At 65.8% G+C, this 17,958-nt stretch carries 18 protein-coding genes; 8 read left to right on the forward strand and 10 right to left on the reverse strand.

What is annotated here, in order from left to right:
* Positions 1-51: 51 nt before the first annotated feature.
* From V6B15_RS09765 to rpsU, 3 genes are all read right to left on the reverse strand, one after another.
* Positions 52-1,767, reverse strand: coding sequence for a DUF4153 domain-containing protein (locus V6B15_RS09765; RefSeq protein ID WP_334200992.1), 1,716 nt, complete (start codon positions 1,765-1,767; stop codon positions 52-54).
* A 42-nt stretch (positions 1,768-1,809) separates the two neighbouring features.
* Positions 1,810-2,370 (reverse strand): FKBP-type peptidyl-prolyl cis-trans isomerase, encoded by a 561-nt coding sequence (locus tag V6B15_RS09770; RefSeq protein ID WP_334200993.1) that lies wholly within the window; start codon positions 2,368-2,370, stop codon positions 1,810-1,812.
* A gap of 78 nt (positions 2,371-2,448) precedes the next feature.
* The gene (gene rpsU, locus V6B15_RS09775; RefSeq protein WP_007011585.1) at positions 2,449-2,655 is read right to left on the reverse strand and encodes a 30S ribosomal protein S21; all 207 of its coding nucleotides are present in this window, start codon (positions 2,653-2,655) and stop codon (positions 2,449-2,451) included.
* A gap of 220 nt (positions 2,656-2,875) precedes the next feature.
* Between rpsU and crcB the strand changes: the two genes are divergently transcribed.
* From crcB to V6B15_RS09805, 6 genes are read left to right on the forward strand one after another with little or no spacing between them, the layout of a single operon-like run.
* Positions 2,876-3,286 (forward strand): fluoride efflux transporter CrcB, encoded by a 411-nt coding sequence (crcB, locus tag V6B15_RS09780; RefSeq protein WP_334200994.1) that lies wholly within the window; start codon positions 2,876-2,878, stop codon positions 3,284-3,286.
* Positions 3,283-4,407, forward strand: coding sequence for an RluA family pseudouridine synthase (locus V6B15_RS09785; RefSeq protein WP_320180763.1), 1,125 nt, complete (start codon positions 3,283-3,285; stop codon positions 4,405-4,407). Before crcB ends, V6B15_RS09785 begins: the two co-directional genes overlap by 4 nt.
* Positions 4,407-5,006, forward strand: a complete 600-nt coding sequence (locus V6B15_RS09790; protein WP_334200995.1) for an FMN-binding negative transcriptional regulator — start codon at positions 4,407-4,409, stop codon at positions 5,004-5,006. Before V6B15_RS09785 ends, V6B15_RS09790 begins: the two co-directional genes overlap by 1 nt.
* Positions 5,003-5,662: an HAD-IA family hydrolase gene (locus V6B15_RS09795; RefSeq protein WP_334200996.1), complete on the forward strand. Its 660-nt coding sequence runs from the start codon at positions 5,003-5,005 to the stop codon at positions 5,660-5,662. The genes V6B15_RS09790 and V6B15_RS09795 overlap by 4 nt, the downstream gene beginning before the upstream one ends.
* Positions 5,649-5,858 carry a hypothetical protein gene (locus V6B15_RS09800; RefSeq protein ID WP_320180766.1) on the forward strand — a complete coding sequence of 70 codons (210 nt, stop codon included), beginning with the start codon at positions 5,649-5,651 and terminating at the stop codon, positions 5,856-5,858. Before V6B15_RS09795 ends, V6B15_RS09800 begins: the two co-directional genes overlap by 14 nt.
* A complete protein-coding gene (locus V6B15_RS09805; protein ID WP_334200997.1) occupies positions 5,855-6,550 on the forward strand; it encodes an ATP12 family chaperone protein in 696 nt (231 codons plus the stop codon). The genes V6B15_RS09800 and V6B15_RS09805 overlap by 4 nt, the downstream gene beginning before the upstream one ends.
* Before the next feature lie 6 nt (positions 6,551-6,556).
* On the opposite strand, the gene V6B15_RS09810 is transcribed toward V6B15_RS09805, so the two are convergent.
* The 4 genes from V6B15_RS09810 to V6B15_RS09825 are packed head-to-tail and all read right to left on the reverse strand — an operon-like array spanning position 6,557 to position 10,128.
* Complete coding sequence (locus V6B15_RS09810) at positions 6,557-7,141, reverse strand: ABC-type transport auxiliary lipoprotein family protein (RefSeq protein WP_334200998.1); 585 nt, start codon at positions 7,139-7,141, stop codon at positions 6,557-6,559.
* An 11-nt stretch (positions 7,142-7,152) separates the two neighbouring features.
* Positions 7,153-8,103 (reverse strand): MlaD family protein, encoded by a 951-nt coding sequence (locus V6B15_RS09815; RefSeq protein ID WP_253518579.1) that lies wholly within the window; start codon positions 8,101-8,103, stop codon positions 7,153-7,155.
* 10 nt (positions 8,104-8,113) lie between these two features.
* Positions 8,114-9,016: an ABC transporter ATP-binding protein gene (locus tag V6B15_RS09820; protein WP_334200999.1), complete on the reverse strand. Its 903-nt coding sequence runs from the start codon at positions 9,014-9,016 to the stop codon at positions 8,114-8,116.
* Positions 9,016-10,128, reverse strand: coding sequence for an MlaE family ABC transporter permease (locus V6B15_RS09825; RefSeq protein WP_253518585.1), 1,113 nt, complete (start codon positions 10,126-10,128; stop codon positions 9,016-9,018). The genes V6B15_RS09820 and V6B15_RS09825 overlap by 1 nt, the downstream gene beginning before the upstream one ends.
* Before the next feature lie 103 nt (positions 10,129-10,231).
* Here V6B15_RS09825 and V6B15_RS09830 point away from each other — a divergent pair, with 103 nt between their 5' ends.
* Positions 10,232-12,997 (forward strand): valine--tRNA ligase, encoded by a 2,766-nt coding sequence (locus V6B15_RS09830; protein WP_334201000.1) that lies wholly within the window; start codon positions 10,232-10,234, stop codon positions 12,995-12,997.
* Between the two features lie 330 nt (positions 12,998-13,327).
* A complete protein-coding gene (locus tag V6B15_RS09835; protein ID WP_334201001.1) occupies positions 13,328-14,062 on the forward strand; it encodes a 7-carboxy-7-deazaguanine synthase QueE in 735 nt (244 codons plus the stop codon).
* Positions 14,063-14,178: 116 nt separating this feature from the next.
* On the opposite strand, the gene V6B15_RS09840 is transcribed toward V6B15_RS09835, so the two are convergent.
* The 3 genes from V6B15_RS09840 to V6B15_RS09850 form a co-directional block, all read right to left on the reverse strand.
* The gene (locus V6B15_RS09840; protein WP_334201002.1) at positions 14,179-16,155 is read right to left on the reverse strand and encodes an ATP-binding protein; all 1,977 of its coding nucleotides are present in this window, start codon (positions 16,153-16,155) and stop codon (positions 14,179-14,181) included.
* Between the two features lie 99 nt (positions 16,156-16,254).
* The gene (locus V6B15_RS09845) at positions 16,255-17,007 is read right to left on the reverse strand and encodes a TIGR02186 family protein (RefSeq protein WP_442969017.1); all 753 of its coding nucleotides are present in this window, start codon (positions 17,005-17,007) and stop codon (positions 16,255-16,257) included.
* Positions 17,004-17,909, reverse strand: coding sequence for a sulfite exporter TauE/SafE family protein (locus tag V6B15_RS09850; RefSeq protein WP_253518607.1), 906 nt, complete (start codon positions 17,907-17,909; stop codon positions 17,004-17,006). The genes V6B15_RS09845 and V6B15_RS09850 overlap by 4 nt, the downstream gene beginning before the upstream one ends.
* Between the last annotated feature and the right edge of the window lie 49 nt (positions 17,910-17,958).

Consider the following 17,958-nt stretch of genomic DNA (forward strand, 5'->3'; position numbering starts at 1 on the left):
CGCACTAGCCGCGCGGGGGCCGCGCTTCAAGCGTGATGCTGCGGTGCAATGCTATTCGAAAGGATCGCCCGCGGGCTGGCCGTCGATATAGACCCGCCGCCCAGTCCACTCGCGGATTTCGACCTGTGATCCCGCGCGCTGTTCCGGCGCGTCGAACTCCGCCCTGATCGCGGCTTCGCGGACTGCCGTCACCGCTGCCTGATCGGCCGGCTGGGCTAGATCGAACTCTTCCCACGCGATGCGCCCATCCTCGACCAGGGCGACGCGGCGCCGCCCATTGTCGCCGGGCCCGGCATCCAGCGCCACACAGGGGTTGTCGCAGCGCCACGGCGAGGCGCGGACATGGCTTTCGACGTGGCGGCGCAGCGTCTCGTCCTCGAACTGCATCCGCAAATTCGCGAGCCGTTCGTTGCGCTCGGTGCCTCCCTCAACATCCCGATAGGTGCGAGCTTCCTGCGCGAGGGCACTGGCGGCAAGCTCTGCCGCCTTGGCATCGTCACTCTTCGCCAGCCGCTCCAGAGCATCACGCCCCGCATCGCCGAAATCCCAGCGCAGCGCGTCGAAATCGAATTCGTCGACCGAAACCTCTCCGCTTTCGAGCCGCGCGATCTGGTTGCGCGCGGAGATTGCGCCGAAATCGAACAGCGGCAGCGCGAGGATGAAGGCAAGCACGCAGGTCGCCACCGCGAGATGCATGTTCGCGCGGCGTACGCGCTCCATCCACCCTGCCATGCGCCCGCGGATCGGTGCGGCGAAATAGGCGACGCCGTAGGCCACCGCGACAGCCACCGCGACGATGCCCCACAGCCGTTCGGGGCTGAGCCCGTATTCGCCGATCCGCGTGCCGGTCGAGATCGCCGCGAGCAGCGCCAGCGGGAGGATCGCCAGCGCCAGCACCAGCGAAGCCCAGCGCAGCGCGCGGTTGCCGCTGACCTCGTGATCGGCGTTGCGAATCACCGCATTGACCAGCACGAAGGCGACCACCGCCACCGACAGCAGCAGCGGCGTGGGGCTTTCGGTCGCATTCCACAGCACCGCTATGCCGCTCGCCAGCACGGCCAGCAGGAAGATCGCCAGCGCGGCTGCCAGCGGCACCGCGATGATCGAGAACACCAGCATCACCACCGATTGCAGCGTGCCGATGATCTTCAACTGGTTGCGCAGCACGCCCAAGGCGGCGCCAAATGCCGCACCCGAGAAGGTCCAGCCGAACCATGGTTCGTCGACCACGTTCTCGACGATATCGATATCGATGGCCGAGAACAGCGCCGCCAGCAGCACCACCAGCAGCCAAGAAACACCGGTGAAGACAAGCGCCCCGGCGCCGCTGATGGCATCGGTCCAGACATGGAAGTGCGTCTGGTCATAGGCCGTCCGCCAGCGCAGCCGGTGGAACCCCGCCTGGAACAGCGGCAAGGCCAGCGTGATCGCGACCAGCCCCGCGGCAAGCCAGAAAGATTTGTCGGCATAGCGGTCACCCGCGACCGTGACGCGCCAGGCGATCCCCGCCATGACCAGCGCGACCAGTCCGGCAAAGACCAGCGGCTCCTTCCAGCGGAGGCGATCGACGGTGAAGGCAAGCGCCAGCGGACCAAAGGCAAATGCGGCAACCAGCGCGGCGCGCCACGGCGGCATGTTGTCCGCATTCCAGTCGGAGAACAGATGGACACAGAGCCCGGCGATGCCGAGCAGTGCCGCGAGAAGCCACGGGCGCAGCGGCCAGTCGGCATGGGTGACGGGCGCGTGGGCCTGGGTCATCTCACTCATGCGCCTCCCCTTTGTGGCTGGATTACTGGCTTTGTGGCTGGATTACTGGCCCGGTGGCGGCCCCGCCTGGCCTTCGGCGCCCTGTTCGCCCATCATCTGCTGCAGGGCAGCGGCGCGGGCCTGGAAATCGTCGCGGCTCATGAAATCGACCACTTCGACCTCGAACACCAGATCGGCATTGGCCGGGATCGGCGAGCCCGGGGGCGGTTCGGCGCCATAGGCCTGTTCGGCGGGAATCGTCAGCACGTAGCTGCCGCCCTTCTGCATCTGCTGCAGGCCCTCGATAAAGCCGTCGATGATCGCGCCTTCTTCGAGCAGCAGCGGATTGCCTTCGGGGAACAGGCCCGGCGGCACCGGCAGCGGCTGCGAGCGGTCGAATTCGGTCCCGTCGGCGAGCTTGCCGACATAATTGACGAACACCACGTCGCCGACCTGGGGCGAATCGCCCGCACCCGCGGTCACCGTCTCGACATCGAGCCCCTTGGGCATGGCGGCCCAGGCCAGACCGGCGCCGATGAGGACGGCGAGGATCACCCCGAGCCACAGCTTGGTCAACGAGCCCTTGGCGACGGGCTGGAGGGGAACGCGGGTAATCTCGGTCATGGGTAATTCTTCCGGATACGCAAAGGGCGCGGATTGCTCCGCGCCCTCATGGCTTAGCTTCGATATCGCATCAACGGCTTATTTGACGCCGTCACGCTCCATCCGCTTGCGCTCGAGCTTGCGCGCGCGGCGCACGGCAGCGGCCTTTTCGCGGGCGCGCTTCTCGCTCGGCTTCTCGTAGTGGCGGCGCAGCTTCATTTCGCGATACACACCTTCACGCTGCAGCTTCTTCTTGAGCGCGCGGAGGGCCTGGTCGACATTGTTATCGCGAACCATGATCTGCATAAACTTCAATACCTCGACTTTGCGGGCCAGAGCCCGCGCAAAAGCGGGGTATGCCTCCTTGAATAGGGTTTCGCTTGTTCAACGAAAAGCGCGCCGAATCCGTTCCGGACCGGCTCGAACGGAGGCGCACATACGGATTCTCGCGACTGAAAGCAAGTATTACTCGCTCGCTGCAGCATCGGGATGACGAACGCGCAATTGGCGGCTAAGGGCAGCGGCAATGTCCACCTTTACTCCATTTGTCGCCGCACTGCACGTCTTTGTCGGCGGCGGGTTCGGCGCAGTACTGCGCTGGCAGCTCGGCCGCGCGATGACCGGCTGGCTTGGCGTGCCCATCGTCACCGCCTTTCCTTTCGCCACGCTCGCGGTCAATGCCGCAGGTAGCCTCGCCATGGGCCTGCTCGCCGGATGGCTGGCGCGCCACGGCGGCGGGGGCGGCGAACAATTGCGCCTGTTGCTGGGGGTCGGCCTCCTCGGCGGCTTCACCACCTTCAGCGCGTTCAGCCTCGAAATGGTCATGCTGCTCGAACGCGGCAATTATCTCTTCGCCCTGCTCTACGCGATCCTGTCGCTCGCCATGGGCATCACCGGGTTGATGGTCGGGCTTGGCGTGATGAGGATGGCAGGATGAAAACCTCCGACGAAGTACGCAGCTTCACCGTGGACGCCGACGATGACGGGATTCGCGTCGATCGCTGGTTCAAGCGCCACCTGCCGCAGGTCGGCTTCGGCACGGTCAGCAAATGGGCGCGCACCGGGCAGGTCCGGGTCGACGGCAAGCGGGTGAAGCCCGACGACCGGCTGGCCGAAGGACAGCAGATCCGCGTGCCCCCGGGCGGCGATGCGCCGCACAAGCAGGCCAAGACCAAGCGCGAGCTCAAGCCCGCCGAGATCGAACAGGCCGAGGCCATGCTGATCGAGCAGACCAAGAGCGCGCTGGTGATCAACAAACCGCCAGGCCTTGCGACGCAGGGCGGGACCAACACGTTCAACCATGTCGACGGCCTGCTCGACGCCTATGTCGAAGGCGAAGACGATCCGCGCCCGCGGCTGGTCCACCGGCTCGACAAGGATACCAGCGGTGTTCTGCTGGTCGCGCGCACCCCGGGCAGCGCGGCCTATTTCTCGAAACGCTTCTCGGGCCGCAGCGCCAAGAAGATCTACTGGGCGCTGGTGATCGGCGTACCCGATGTGAAAGAGGGCGTGATCGAGGCGCCGCTTGCCAAGCAGCCCGGATCGGGCGGCGAGAAGATGCATGTCGACCACGAGGGCGGCCAGCCGGCCAAGACCAAGTACCGGGTCGTCGATGCAGTGGGCAAGAAAGCCGCCTGGCTCGAACTGCAGCCGCTGACCGGGCGCACGCACCAGCTCCGCGTGCATTGCGCGGCGATGGACCACCCGATCGTCGGCGACGGCAAATATGGCGGCAAGGAAGCCTTCCTGACCGGCTCGATCAGCCGCAAGATGCACCTCCACGCGCGGCGGCTGATCATCGACAGTCCCGATGGCGGCAAACTCGACGTGACTGCGGACCTGCCCGAACATTTCGCCGCTTCGATGGAGCAGCTCGGCTTCGATGTGAACCTGTCCGATGCCACCCCCATGCGCGACGATCCGCCGCCCAGGACACGCGAGGAAAAGAAGCAGCAGGCGCGCCAGCATGCGAAGAACTATCGCAAGTCGCAGCGCTCGCCGCGGCGTGCGCGCGGTGCAGCGCCGACCAAGCCGAAGAAGCCCCGGGGCAAGGCCTGATGCATCCCAACCCGCTCTACCACGGTAACGATCGGCCAGCCATCGAAGCGATGATTGCCCAAATCGGCGTGGGGACCGTGTTCCTGCAGACCCCCGCCGGTCCGCGCGCGGCGCGAACCCCGCTTGTCATGGGCGGGCAAAACCGCATTCACTTCCATCTGGCGAAAGCCAATGCGCTGTTCGATCATCTGGACGGGGCCAGCACGCTGGTCACCGTGGACGGACCCGGCGGCTATGTCTCACCGCGCTGGTACGCGAACCGCGATACGGTCCCGACATGGAACTATGTCGCGGTCGAGGCGGTCGGAACGGTACGCCGCATGGCCGACGACGAACTCGAAACCTTCCTCCATCGCCTGATCGCGTTGCAGGAAGACCGGCTGGGCGCGGACCGCTGGTCCGCCGACGAAGCCAGCGAAACCGTGTGGCAGCGCCTGTTCACCGGGATCGCGGGTTTCGAACTCGCGGTCGAGGAATACCGCCCTACGATCAAGCTGTCGCAGGACAAGCCCGCCCCCGTTCGCGCGGCCATCGCTGCGGGGCTCGAAAGCGCGGGCAATCGCGACCTCGCCGCGGCAATGCGCGAGCTGCCCGCATGAGCCGCTTCGTCGTATTCGATTGCGATGGCACGCTCGTCGACGGGCAGGCGGCGATTTGCGAGACGATGGAGCTCGCTTTCGCCAATGCGGGCCTGGTCGCCCCCGAACGCAACAAGGTGCGCCGGATCGTCGGGCTCAGCCTGCCCTATGCGCTGCGCGAACTGGCGCCCGAAGCCAGCGACGACCAGCGTCACGCGGTGGTCGAGGCCTATAAGCTGGGCTATCGCGACCTGCGCCTGTCGGGTGCGCTGCGCGAGCCCCTGTTCGACGGCATCGCCGCGCTGATCGACGAACTCGACGCCGAAGGGCGGCTGCTGGGCGTCGCCACGGGCAAGAGCGACCGCGGGCTGCACGCCTGTCTCGACACGCATGGCATCAAGCACCGGTTCGTATCCTTGCAGACCGCCGACCGCCATCCGTCCAAGCCGCATCCCGCCATGCTGGAAGCCGCACTGGACGATGCAGGCGTGTCCCCGGCCGATGCGGTAATGATCGGCGATACCAGTTTCGATATGGAAATGGCGGTCGCCGCCGGCGTGCGCGCGATCGGTGTGTCGTGGGGCTATCACGAACCGCAGGAACTGTTCGATACGGGCGCCAGCGCCGTCGCCGAAACCGCACAGCAATTGGGAGATTTGATCCGTGGACCAGCATGATCCGGCCAAGGCGCGCTTCCTGACGATCCAGGCCGTCCGCCTGTCGGGCGTGGCGCTGGCGGTGCTCGGCGCACTGGTGCTGGGGCAGATCCTGCCGCTGCCCGAATTCGTCGGCTACATCTTCCTCGCGCTGGGCGCGGTCGACGTGTTCATCCTGCCGATCTTCCTCGCCAAGCGCTGGAGAAGCGGCGAGTGAAGCGGTTCTACAAGAACGTCAGTGTCGAGCGGAGTGCAGCGGGCTATCACGTCGCGCTCGACGGTCGCCCGGTCAAGACGCAGCGCGGCGGGAGCCAGGTCGTGAGCTCCCAGGCGCTGGCGGAGGAACTGGCCGCCGAATGGGCGGGCCAGGGCGAGACGATCGATCCCGCGCGCTTCGCCTTTCGCGACATGGCGGATTATGCGCTCGATGTCGTGCCCACCGACCGCGCGGGGATAGCCGCCAAGCTGCTACGCTATGCGGAAACCGACACGCTCTGCTATCGCGCCGATCCGGACGAGCCGCTGTGGCACCGCCAGCGCGACGTGTGGGACCCGCTGGTCGATGCGCTGGAAGCGCGCGAGGGTGTGACGCTCGAACGCGTCAGCGGCGTCGTCGCCCGCCCGCATCCGGCGGCAACGATGGAGACCCTCAAGGCGCGCATCGAAACCCACGACGACTTCACACTCGCCGCGCTGGAGCAATTGACCGCGCTCGCCGCATCCTTGTGCATCGGCCTTGCCGCGCTGGATGACGATGCCGACGGAGAAGCGCTGTGGGCCGCCGCCAATCTCGAGGAAGACTGGCAGATCGAGCAATGGGGCGCGGATGAAGAAGCCGCCGCGCGCCGCGCGAAGCGGCTGGAGGCGTTTCTAAAGGCGATGGCCTTCGTACGGCTGGTGCGCGCCTGAACCGGCCTAGCCGACCCAGTCGGCGATTTCTCCGGCGACCTCGTTGGCCGCCCGGTTGAGCGCCGGGCCGACGAAGGCGGTTTCGGGCGCGGTAACGGGGACGCGCGCTTCGAAGCGGCGCGTCATCGGCTCCGCGTCATTGGTGTTGCGCACCGCGTCGAAGGTCACCACGGCTTCGCGTGTGCGCGCGTCATAGCCGAAGGCGCGCAGCGAGCCGTGAAGGCGATCGGTCGCGTTGACCCCCGGATCGGCGCCATCGATGACCACGCGGCCGGTGCGCGAACGGATCGTTTCGGCGACCAATTGCCCGAACAGGCGCGCGGGCCGATCGACCCAGACGGCGTCCTGCAGATAGGCGAGCTGCGTATCGGTAACCTGCACCGGCACGCGGGTGACATCGAGCGCGCGGGTCGCTTCGAATTCGACCATGGCCAACGCGGTGCCCTGCGCGGCTGCATCGCCGGCGCCCGCGGGTGCGGTCGCGGTGGGCGTCAGCGTCAGCAGGCTGTCGGGTGCTTCGCCGCCGAAGCTGAGGCAGCCACCGAGCAGCAGGACCGGGGCCAAGGCGGCAAGTGTGATGGTGCGTGTCATGCTCTGGCCCCTTACGGCTTGTAGTCGGGCAGCGGCTGGCTCGAAAGCAGCGCGCCCGCGCCCTTCTCGTCGATCGTCTCGGTCACATCGCGCAGCGCCTTGCTGGTCGCGCGCAGATCGCGCAGCGTGGCTTCGGCGGCGGGCAGTGTGCTTTCGGTCAGCTGCCGGGTGGCCGGGCGCGCTTCGTTGAGCGTGTCTTCGAGCGCCTTGGCCGCGCCGCTGGCGGATTCAAGCGTCGAGCGCAGGTCGCGCGCGATCGCTTCGCCCTCCTGGTTGAGGATGCGATCGGTCGAGGCGGTGACCTTCTCGAACTGGTCGAGCGCCTCGCTCGCTTCGCGCAAGGTCACCTGCAGTTCGGCCATCGTACGTTCGAGCTGCGGCGCTGCAGCGGCAAAGCCCGCGCTGGCGGCATTCGTGTTGGCGAGGATCTGCGAGATTTCTTCCTGGTTGCGGTCGCTCAGCAGGACGGTCAGCCGCTCGGTCAGCGTGGCCAGCCGCTCGAGCAGCAGCGGCGCGCTGGCGAGCACGGCGCCGAACCCGCCGCCGGTGGTGGGCGGAATGATCGGCACGCCTTCGGTGCAGGCGGTGGTCTCGCACGAAATCGGCGGCGCCCCGCTGCGCGCGCCATCGAGCGTGATGGTCGAAACGCCGGTGAAGCTGCCCTGGATCGTTGCGGTGGTGCCGACGAGGATGGGCACGCTTTCCTTCACCTTGATCCGTACGCGGACGAATTCGGGGTCCTTGTCCCACAGCACGATTTCATTGACCTGCCCCACGGGCACGCCGGCGAAATCGACCGAGCTGCCATTGGCGAGACCGGCGACCGACTGCTTGAAGAAGATGTCGTATTCGTTCTGCGCCCCGCCGCCGAGGCGCGCGAGCCAGACGATGAACAGCGCGAGCGCGCCGAGGATCAGCAGCGTTACCGCACCGACCCAAACGTGATTTGCCCGCGTTTCCATTGGTTTCGCCCTATGCCTTGCCCGCAGGCGGTTTGTCCAACGCTTTGACCGCATGCGCGGCGACCGGTTTGTCCATGTGCTGGCGCAATTCGTCGAGCGCCTGCGCGGTCAGCGCCGCACGTCCGCGGGGCCCGTTGAAATATTGCTGGATCCACGGATGGTCCAGCTCCATCAGATTGGGAACGGTGTCGACCGCGATCACCTGCTTGTCCGCCAGCACCGCCACGCGGTCGCAGATTTCGTGCAGCGTATCGAGGTCGTGGGTGATCAGGAACACGGTCAGCCCGAGCGTTTCCTTCAACTCCAGCGTCAGCCGGTCGAAGGCCGCCGCACCGACCGGGTCGAGCCCCGCGGTCGGCTCGTCGAGGAACAGGAGTTCGGGGTCGAGCGCGAGCGCGCGGGCGAGCCCGGCGCGTTTCTTCATCCCGCCCGACAGTTCGGAGGGAAACTTGGCCACCGCTTCTTCGGCAAGCCCCGACAGCACCACCTTGTAGCGCGCGATCTCGTGGCGCAAGTCGGGTTCGATATCGGGGTAGAACTGCTTGAGCGGGACTTCGACATTCTCGCCCACGGTCAGCGTCGAGAACAGCGCCCCGCCCTGGAACAACACGCCCCAACGGTTGCGGATGCCGATGTTCACATTGGGATCGGTGTCGATGATCGACTTGCCGAACACGCGAATATCGCCCGCAGTCGGCCTTTGCAGCCCGATGATCGAGCGCATCAGCACGCTCTTGCCGGTGCCCGACCCGCCGACCACGCCGAGGATTTCCCCGCGCCTGACCTTGAGATCGAGGTTCTCATGAACGACCTGCGGGCCGAAGGCATTGGTCAGCCCCTCGACCACGATCGGGTAATCGCCGCGATAGCGTTCATGGCGGCCCAGTTCGCGCCCGGTTTCGTCCTGCGCCATCAGCCCCACCCGATTTCGGTAAAGAACACGGCGAAGAAGGCGTCGATCACGATCACCGCGAAAATCCCCGTCACCACCGCCATGGTGGTGCGAAGGCCGACGTCTTCCGAATTCCCCTTGACCTGCATGCCGTGATAGCAGCCCGCCAGCGCGACGATCAGCCCGAACACCGGCGCTTTGACCAGCCCGACCCACAAATCGTAGATCGGGACCACGTCCTGGATCCGCGTGAGGAAGGTCCAGAACGGAATGCCCAGCATGAACTGCCCGACGAACGCGCCGCCGATAATCGCAACCCCGGAGGCATAGAAGCCGAGCAGCGGCATCATCAGCACCGCGGCAAGGATGCGCGGAACGACCAGCGCCTCCATCGGCGAGATACCGATGGTCTGCATCGCGTCGACTTCCTCGGTCAGCCGCATGGTGCCGATCTGCGCGGCAAAGGCGCTGCCCGACCGGCCCGCAACCATGATCGCGGTCATCAGCACGCCCAGTTCGCGCAAGGTTATGCGCCCGACGAGGTTAACCGTCAGCGTCTCGGCGCCGAATTGCTGCAATTGCACCGCGCCCTGCTGCGCGATGACGACGCCGATCAGGAAGCTCATCAAGCCGATGATCGGGAGCGCCGACACCCCCACCAGTTCAAGCTGGCGGACCAGCGCGAGCACGCGGAAGCGGCGCGGATGGCGGATCAGGCTGCCGATGGAGATCAGCAGCGCGCCCAGAAAGCCGATCACACCGTATGCACCGTGGCGGGCGTTGAACAGCTTGTCGCCCACCGCCTGCGGCACGCGCTCCCACACGGGCAGGCGCGGCGCGGTGATGTCTTCCTCGACGCTCATGCCCTCGAGTGCGCCGACCAGCCGCTTGGCGCGATCGCTCGCACCGACGATCTCGGCATCGTGCGTCTTCGACAGGCTGCAGGCCACCCATGCGCCGACCGTATCGATTTCGCTGATGGCAGACAGGTCGATGGTGCCGATGGGGCCATCGAGGACCCGCAAATCCTGGTCGATCGCACCAATGGTCGAGACCAGATAGGGCCCGGAGAGCACGAGGACCGTAGCCCCGTCATCATCCTCGATCAGTTCGTATTCGGCGAAACCACCCATTGCGGCGTCGTATGCGAGCAAATCCTCCACTTGCCAAGCGGCTATCGCGCGAGTTCACCTGCAGCGTTGCATCGCACCAAGGGCGCTGGCAAAGGCCAGTCGCATGAGCACCGAGCTACCCACGACCTTCGACCCCGCCGAAATCGAGCAGCGCTGGTACGCGCATTGGGAAGACCAGGGCCTGTTCCGGCCCGACCGTCCCGATGCGCAGCCCTATACGATCGTCAATCCGCCGCCCAACGTCACCGGCAGCCTGCATATCGGCCATGCGCTCGACAATACGCTGCAGGACATCATGATCCGTTACGAACGGCTGCGCGGCAAGGACGCGCTGTGGGTGGTGGGCACCGACCATGCGGGCATCGCCACGCAGATGGTCGTCGAACGCCAGTTGGAGGCGAAGCAGGACAAGCGCACCAATTACAGCCGCGAGGATTTCGTGGCCAAGGTGTGGGAGTGGAAAGAGGAAAGCGGCGGCACGATCACGCGCCAGCTGCGCCGCCTCGGCTGCTCGATGGACTGGTCACGCGAACAGTTCACCATGGACCCGCATTTCAGCGCGGCGGTGACCAAGACCTTCGTCGATCTTTATAACGACGGGCTGATCTACCGCGACAAGCGGCTGGTCAACTGGGACCCCAAGCTCAAGACCGCGATCAGCGATCTCGAGGTTGAAACGCAGGATGTGAAGGGCAGCTTCTGGCACTTCCGCTATCCGCTTGAAGACGGCGTCACGCTGGCCGACGGACGCGACTATATCGAGGTTGCGACCACGCGCCCCGAAACCATGCTGGCCGACATGGCGCTGGCGGTGCATCCCGATGACGAGCGCTACAAGAGCGTGGTCGGCAAGCATGTCGTCCTGCCGATCACCGGCCGCCGCGTGCCGATCGTGGCCGACGAACATGCCGATCCCGAACTGGGCAGCGGCGCGGTGAAGATCACCCCCGGGCACGATTTCAACGATTTCGAAGTCGGCAAGCGCGCCGGGTTCAAGCCCGCCGAGATGCTCAACATGCTCGATGGGGAAGCCAATGTCTGCCAGACCGCCGACGATCTGGTGCCCGAGGAATTCCTCGGCCTGCACCGGTTCAAGCGTGACGAGGTCGACGGCGCGCGCGAACTGGCCGTGCAGCGACTCAAGGACAGCGGCCACCTGATCCCGCATATCGCCAAGACAAAAAAGGGCGAGGAACAGGAACTCGATGCCGAACCGCGCACCATCGCGACGCCTTTCGGCGACCGCGGCGGCGTGGTGATCGAACCCTGGCTGACCGACCAATGGTATGTCGATGCCGAGAAGCTGGCGGTGAAGCCGATCGAGGCAGTGAAGAACGGCGAGGTCGAGATCGTCCCCAAGAGCTGGGAGAAGACCTTCTTCAACTGGATGGAAAACATCCAGCCATGGTGCGTCAGCCGCCAGCTGTGGTGGGGGCACCGGATCCCGGCGTGGTACGATGCTGAAGGCAAGGCCTATGTCGCACTGACCGAGGAGGAAGCGCAGGCGCAGGCAGGCGAAGGCGCCGCACTGACCCGCGACGAAGACGTGCTCGACACGTGGTTCTCCTCCGCGCTCTGGCCCTTCGCCACGCTTGGCTGGCCGGAGAATCCCTCTCCCCCTGCGGGAGAGGGAGGAGCGCCGACAGGCGCGGAGGGTGAGGGGGCGGCGACCCTGGTCGCCAAGCACTATCCCAACAATTTGCTCATCTCCGGCTTCGACATCCTGTTCTTCTGGGATGCCCGCATGATGATGATGGGGCAGTACTCCACCGGGCAGAACCCGTGGCCCAAGCTGTATCTGCACGGCCTCGTCCGCGCGGCGGATGGGCAGAAGATGTCCAAGTCGAAGGGCAATGTCGTCGACCCGCTGGGGCTGATCGACCAGTACGGCGCCGATGCGCTGCGCTTCTTCATGGCGGCGATGGAAAGCCAGGGCCGCGACATCAAGATGGATGACAAGCGGATCGAGGGATACCGCAACTTCGCCACCAAGCTGTGGAACGCGACGCGCTTCTGCCAGTCGAACGGCATCGGCGCGAGCACCAGCATTGCCGCGCCCGCAGCCACCCATGCGGTCAACCGCTGGATCATCGGCGAAGTCGTCCAGACCAGGCAGGCGCTCGATGCAGCGCTGGCCGATCTGCGTTTCGATGCGGCGGCAAACACGATCTATCACTTCGTGTGGGACCGATTCTGCGACTGGTATATCGAACTGGTCAAAGGCAATTTCGACGAGGAAACCAGGGCGGTCGCCGGCTGGGCGCTCGACCAGATCCTCGTGATGCTGCACCCCTTCATGCCCTTCATCACCGAAGAACTGTGGTCCAAGCAGGGCGACCGCGCCGATTATCCGCTGATCACTGCAAAGTGGGTCGATCCGCAGGCCGAGGTGGATGCCGAGGCCAAGGCCGAGATCGACTGGCTGATTGCGCTGACCAGCGCGATCCGCACCGCCAAGAACGAGCTGGGCATTGCCCCCGGCGCCAAGCTGGAAGCCTTCTGCCCCGCGCCCAGCGCGCTGGCGAAATCGGTGGTCGAGGCCAATGCCGGGGCCATCGAACGGCTCGCGCGCCTGACCGCGATCCACTTCGCCGAAGCGCCCGCTGGCGCGGCGATGCAGATTGCAGCGGGCGAGGATGCGCTTGTCATTCCGCTCGAAGGCGTGATCGACATCGAGGCGGAGAAGACCCGCCTGTCGAAGGCGCTGGAGGCCTCGGCCAAGGAAGCCAAATCGCTCGAAGGCCGGCTGTCGAACGCGAATTTCGTCGAACGCGCCAAGCCCGAAGCGGTCGAAAAGGCGCGCGCCGACCATGCGCACCACACCGCCGAAGTCGCGCGGCTCGAAGCCGCCCTGGCGCGGCTTGGCTGACAAAACACGCCTAACTCTCTCGTCACCCCGGACTTGATCCGGGGTCAGGCTTCTTCGCTCGGCCTCGTGCCCGCAACGAAGAACAGCCCGACCCCGGCTCGGAGGCCGGGGCGACGGATGGGGTGAACGAGGGCGACGATTTCCTACGCGCCCCGATTGTGTCATGAACGCGGCAATGGCCCACGACCCTACCCCCGCTTGCAAAGCGCATGTTCAATCGAGTGCATCGATCAAAACCCGCTTGACTGATCGGTTCGATTTTTGCGCCTGGACCGTGGTCCATGCGGTCCATGTGTTCGCCACGCACGACGAACCGAGTGAGCCTGCCCGATGCCGCTAGTCCTCGCCACGCAGGCTCCGGGTGAGCCGGAGATCTTCGCCAGCGTGCAGGGCGAAGGGCCCAGTGCGGGCATGCCCTGCACCTTCCTGCGGCTGTCGCGCTGCAATCTCGCCTGCGTGTGGTGCGACACCGCCTACACCTGGCACTTCGCGGGCGACGAGCGGCCGCACCGCGACGGGGTGGAGTTCGACCGCACGGCCAACCAGCTCACGCTGGGCGAGGAAGAGGTCGCCGCGCGTATCACCGCGCTGGGCCAGAAGCGCTTGGTCATCACCGGCGGCGAACCCTTGCTGCAGGCGCCCGCGCTGGCGCGGCTGCTGGGCCATTTGCCCGATGTCACGGTGGAGATCGAGACCAACGGCACGACCAGGGCAAGCCCCGCGCTCGACATCCGCATCGACCAGTTCAACGTCAGCCCCAAGCTCGCGCATAGCGGCAATCCTGCGGAACTGGCGCTCATCCCCGAGCGGCTCGACGCCTATGCCACCGACCCGCGCGCCTGGTTCAAATTCGTGATCGCTGCGCCGGCGGACCTCGACGAGGTGCTGGCGCTGCGCGATCGCTACCGGTTCAAGCCCGACCACGTCTTCCTGATGCCCGAAGGCACCGACAGCGAGACGCTGCGCGACCGCGAGCAATGGCTCGCGCCGCTATGCGTCGAGCACGGCTTCCGGATGAGCGACCGGCTGCATATCCATTTGTTCGGCGATACGCGGGGCACTTGAGACGTCAGTCATTGCAAGCGTAGCGAAGCAATCCAGTTCCAAGCGTTCGGGCCAGTGCCGAGTACTCTGGATTGCCGCGGCGCCTGCGGCTCCTCGCAATGACTCATATGGGCGGATTAGCCCTGCGAGCGCCAGCGCTGGACGGTGCGCTGGACCATGTCCTCTTCGCCGCCGGCATTGTTCCACAATTCGACGAAGCTGGGGTCTTCCGACGCGGGCCGTTTCGATTCCTCGAGATTGTCGAAGCTCATGCGGATCGGGACGGCGACACCCTCGCCGCAAATGATGCACTCGCGGTTGCGCAGTGCGGGGATCGCATCGAGGAAACCGCGCGCGCCTTCGGGCATCGCCGCGCGGACGAATTCCTGGTCGCGGTCGTTGTTGAGGCGCATCGAGAGGATCGTGCCGCATTGCGACAGCACGCCTTCGGCAAGGTCGGAGGGACGCTGCGTGATCAGGCCCAGGCTGATGCCGTACTTACGACCTTCCTTGGCGATCCGCGACAGGATGGTGCCAACCGAATTGCCATCGGCGTTCTTCTCGTTGGGGACGTAGCGGTGGGCTTCTTCGCAGACCAGCAGGATCGGCGAGGTCCGCTCGTCGCGGCCCCAGATGGCGAAATCGAACACCAGCCGGCTGAGCACCGCCACCACGGTCGAGGTGATGTCCGACGGGACGCCCGACACATCGATGATCGAAATCGGCTTGCCGTTCGACGGCATGCGGAAGATCTTGGCGATGAAATCGGCCATCGTGTCGGCCACCAGCATGCCCGAGAACATGAACTGGTAGCGCGGGTCGGCCTTGATCTCGTCGAGCTTGTTCTTGATCCGCATATAGGGCGCGGAATTGGTCGATTTGTCGAGCTTGCCCATCGCGTCCTGGATCTCGTTCGAGAGATCCGAGAGCAGGTAGGGGATCGGCGAATCCACGGTGATCTTGCCCATGTGCTCGGCCAGCCGGCTCTTCTGCCGCGCCTTGAGCAGGCATTTGGCGAGGATGTCGGCATCGACCTGATGGTCATTGCCGGTGCTGGTAATCAGCACTTCGCAATGCTCCTCGAAGTTCATGATCCAGTAGGGCATCTGCAGGTTCGAGACGTCGAGGATCACGCCCGTATTGCGAAACGCCGAGGCATATTCGCCATGCGGATCGATCATCACGATGTGGCCCTCGGGCGCGGCCTCGCAGATGCGGTGGAGGATCAGCGCGGCGCTGGTCGATTTACCCGTACCGGTCGACCCGAGCAGCGCGAAGTGCTTGCCGAGCATGGCATCGACATAGATGCCGGCGCGGATGTCCTTGGTCGGATAGACCTTGCCGATGGTGATCGCGCTGCGCCCATCGCTGGCATAGACCTGTTTCAGATCCGCGGTCGTCGCGGGATAGACCATCGCGCCGGGGACCGGATAGCGCGTCACGCCGCGGCGGAAGCGGTGGAGTTTGCCGGTGAGCTTCTCTTCGGTGCCTTCGCCGAGGAAGTCGATATTGGCGAGGATCGACCCCGCCTTGCGGTCCTGGCGCTGGTTGCGCACGCTGGCGAGCAGCCAGCTGTTGCCCACGCGGATCTTGATCTGCGAGCCGACCTGGCCGGCCATGGCAACCGACGGATCGGTATCCTCGGCACATTCGTTCAGCCGCTGGAGGTCGATCGCGATCTGCGAACTGGAGCCCGCGATTTCGAGCACGACGCCGATCGGCTTGCCGGCGTTCTCCCCGACTGCCTCGGGTTCCTTGGCTGGCTCGGGCACCTCGCCGGTGTCGGGCGCGGCGGCAGGTTCGGGCGGGCGCGGCGGTGCTTCACCGAGCGTGGCGGCAGCGGGCGGCGCGGGACGTTCCGCCGGGTCTTCGCTGCGGGGCACCTCGAGCGGCGCGGGCTGCGGCTGTGCCTTCGGTTCCGGCTGGCTGATCTCGGCAACAGGCTGCTGCGGCTGGTGGACATAGCCCGAAGGCGACACCGCCGGAGCGGAGGACTGTTCGGCGCTGCGGCGGATGCGGTCGCGCAGCGAATTGCTACGCGGCTGGGGCGGCTCCGCGCCGTCTTCCTGCGCGGGGTCGAAACTGCGGTAATCCGGATTGCCTGTGTCGTTCATCGATCTGGCTGTGCCCCAACGTCAAACGCGCCCATTGCGCTGGCAGCCTGCCTGACCGAAACTGCTTAAGATGTGGTCAACGATAGTGCCCGGGAAAGGTCAGATCAGCGCGAATAATCGCCCGGCCGCCCAGCCCATTCCGACCGACAGCACAACCGCCAGCAGGCCGTAGACCAGCGCCCATTCCTGCGAGTAAACCGCGACGATCCGTTCGAAGCCGACTTTCTTGACCTCGACCTCTGCCAGCGCCGAGGCAATCACCCGGCCATCGCGCACCGCGAAGGTCTCCGCCGTATAGGTGCCGGTCGAGACATTGGAGGGCAGCGAGATACGCGACTGGTAGAGCACCTGTTCGCTGATCTGGACCCCGCCGAAATCCTGCTTGTAGAGCTGCTGGCGGGTCTTGAGATCGACCAGCCCGGATTTGAACCGCGCCTGTTCCTCGGGGTCGATCACCCCGCTGGGCGACAGCTGGATGTAATCGGTCCCGAATTCGTAGATCGCGGCGGTTTTCTCGTCGACGATCGCGTCGATCGGCTGCGAGGATGCGACCGCGAAATAGGATGGGACCGAGCGGAAGTCGCTGGTCGCGGCATTGACCCACACGCCGACAAAGCGTTCCTTCTCGCGCAGCCGCACGGGTTCGGACGGCCCCTTGAGCACGACCACGATGTCGTAATCGCTGCCAGCTGCGCGGCCCTGCGGATCGAGCACTGCGCCGAACAGCAGCAGTTCGGTGCCGGTGAACCCCTGCCGCACCTGCACCTCGTGCTGGCTGACTTCGGGCACGAGGATCGGATCACGCTGGCCCATCAGCGCAAAGGCGAAGAGGAGGAGCAGCAGCGCCCTCACAGCGGATACAACGTGTAGATTTCCTCGGGCTGGTAGAACAGGCCGAGGAACATGCGGAAGGCGACCGCCAGGACGGTCGCGGCGAGGATCAGGCGCAGCACTTCGGGCTTCGCCTTGACCGCGATCTGCGAACCGATCTGCGCACCCGTGACCGAGCCGACCAGCAGCAGGAAGACCAGCACGATATCGACCGCCTTGGTGGTCAGCGAGTGCATGATCGTGGTCGCCATGGTCACGAACAGGATGTTGTAGAGCGAGGTGCCGACGACCACATTGGCGCTCATCCCGAGGATATAGAGCATCGCGGGCACGAGAATGAACCCGCCGCCCACGCCCATGAGCATGGTCAGCACGCCCACGACGACGCCCACCAACAGCGGGGCGATCGGGGAGATATAGAGACCCGAGCGGTAGAAGCGCCAACGCATCGGCAGGCTGGCGACAAGAGGGTGGTGCCGCCGCCGCGCGGCTTGCGAACCGCCCTTGCCCCAAATCGTCTGGACCGCTTCGCGCGCCATCAGCATCCCGATGGTACCGAGCAGGACGACGTAGAGCGCGCTGATGACCACGTCGATCTGGCCGATCGCGCGGAAGAACCGGAACAAGAGCGCGCCGAAGCCCGAACCGATCACGCCGCCCGCCACCATCACCGCACCCATGCGATAATCGACCCCGCCGCGCCCGCCATGCGCCAGCACGCCGGTCACGCTGGCCCCGGTGACCTGGGTCGACGCCGAAGCCGCGGCCACGGTCGGCGGGATGCCATAGAAGATCAGCAGCGGTGTGGTCAGGAAGCCGCCGCCCACGCCGAACAGACCCGAAAGGATCCCGGTCAGCCCCCCCAGCGCGACGATCCATAGTCCATTGACGGACAGGTTCGCGATGGGGAGGTAAACGTCCATGCCTGCGCCCTATCGCAGCCGGGTGACGGATAAAAGCTGAACTGTGTCA

This window comes from Qipengyuania sp. Mu-71 (genome assembly GCF_036867055.1).
Taxonomy (GTDB): Bacteria; Pseudomonadota; Alphaproteobacteria; order Sphingomonadales; family Sphingomonadaceae; genus Qipengyuania; species Qipengyuania profunda.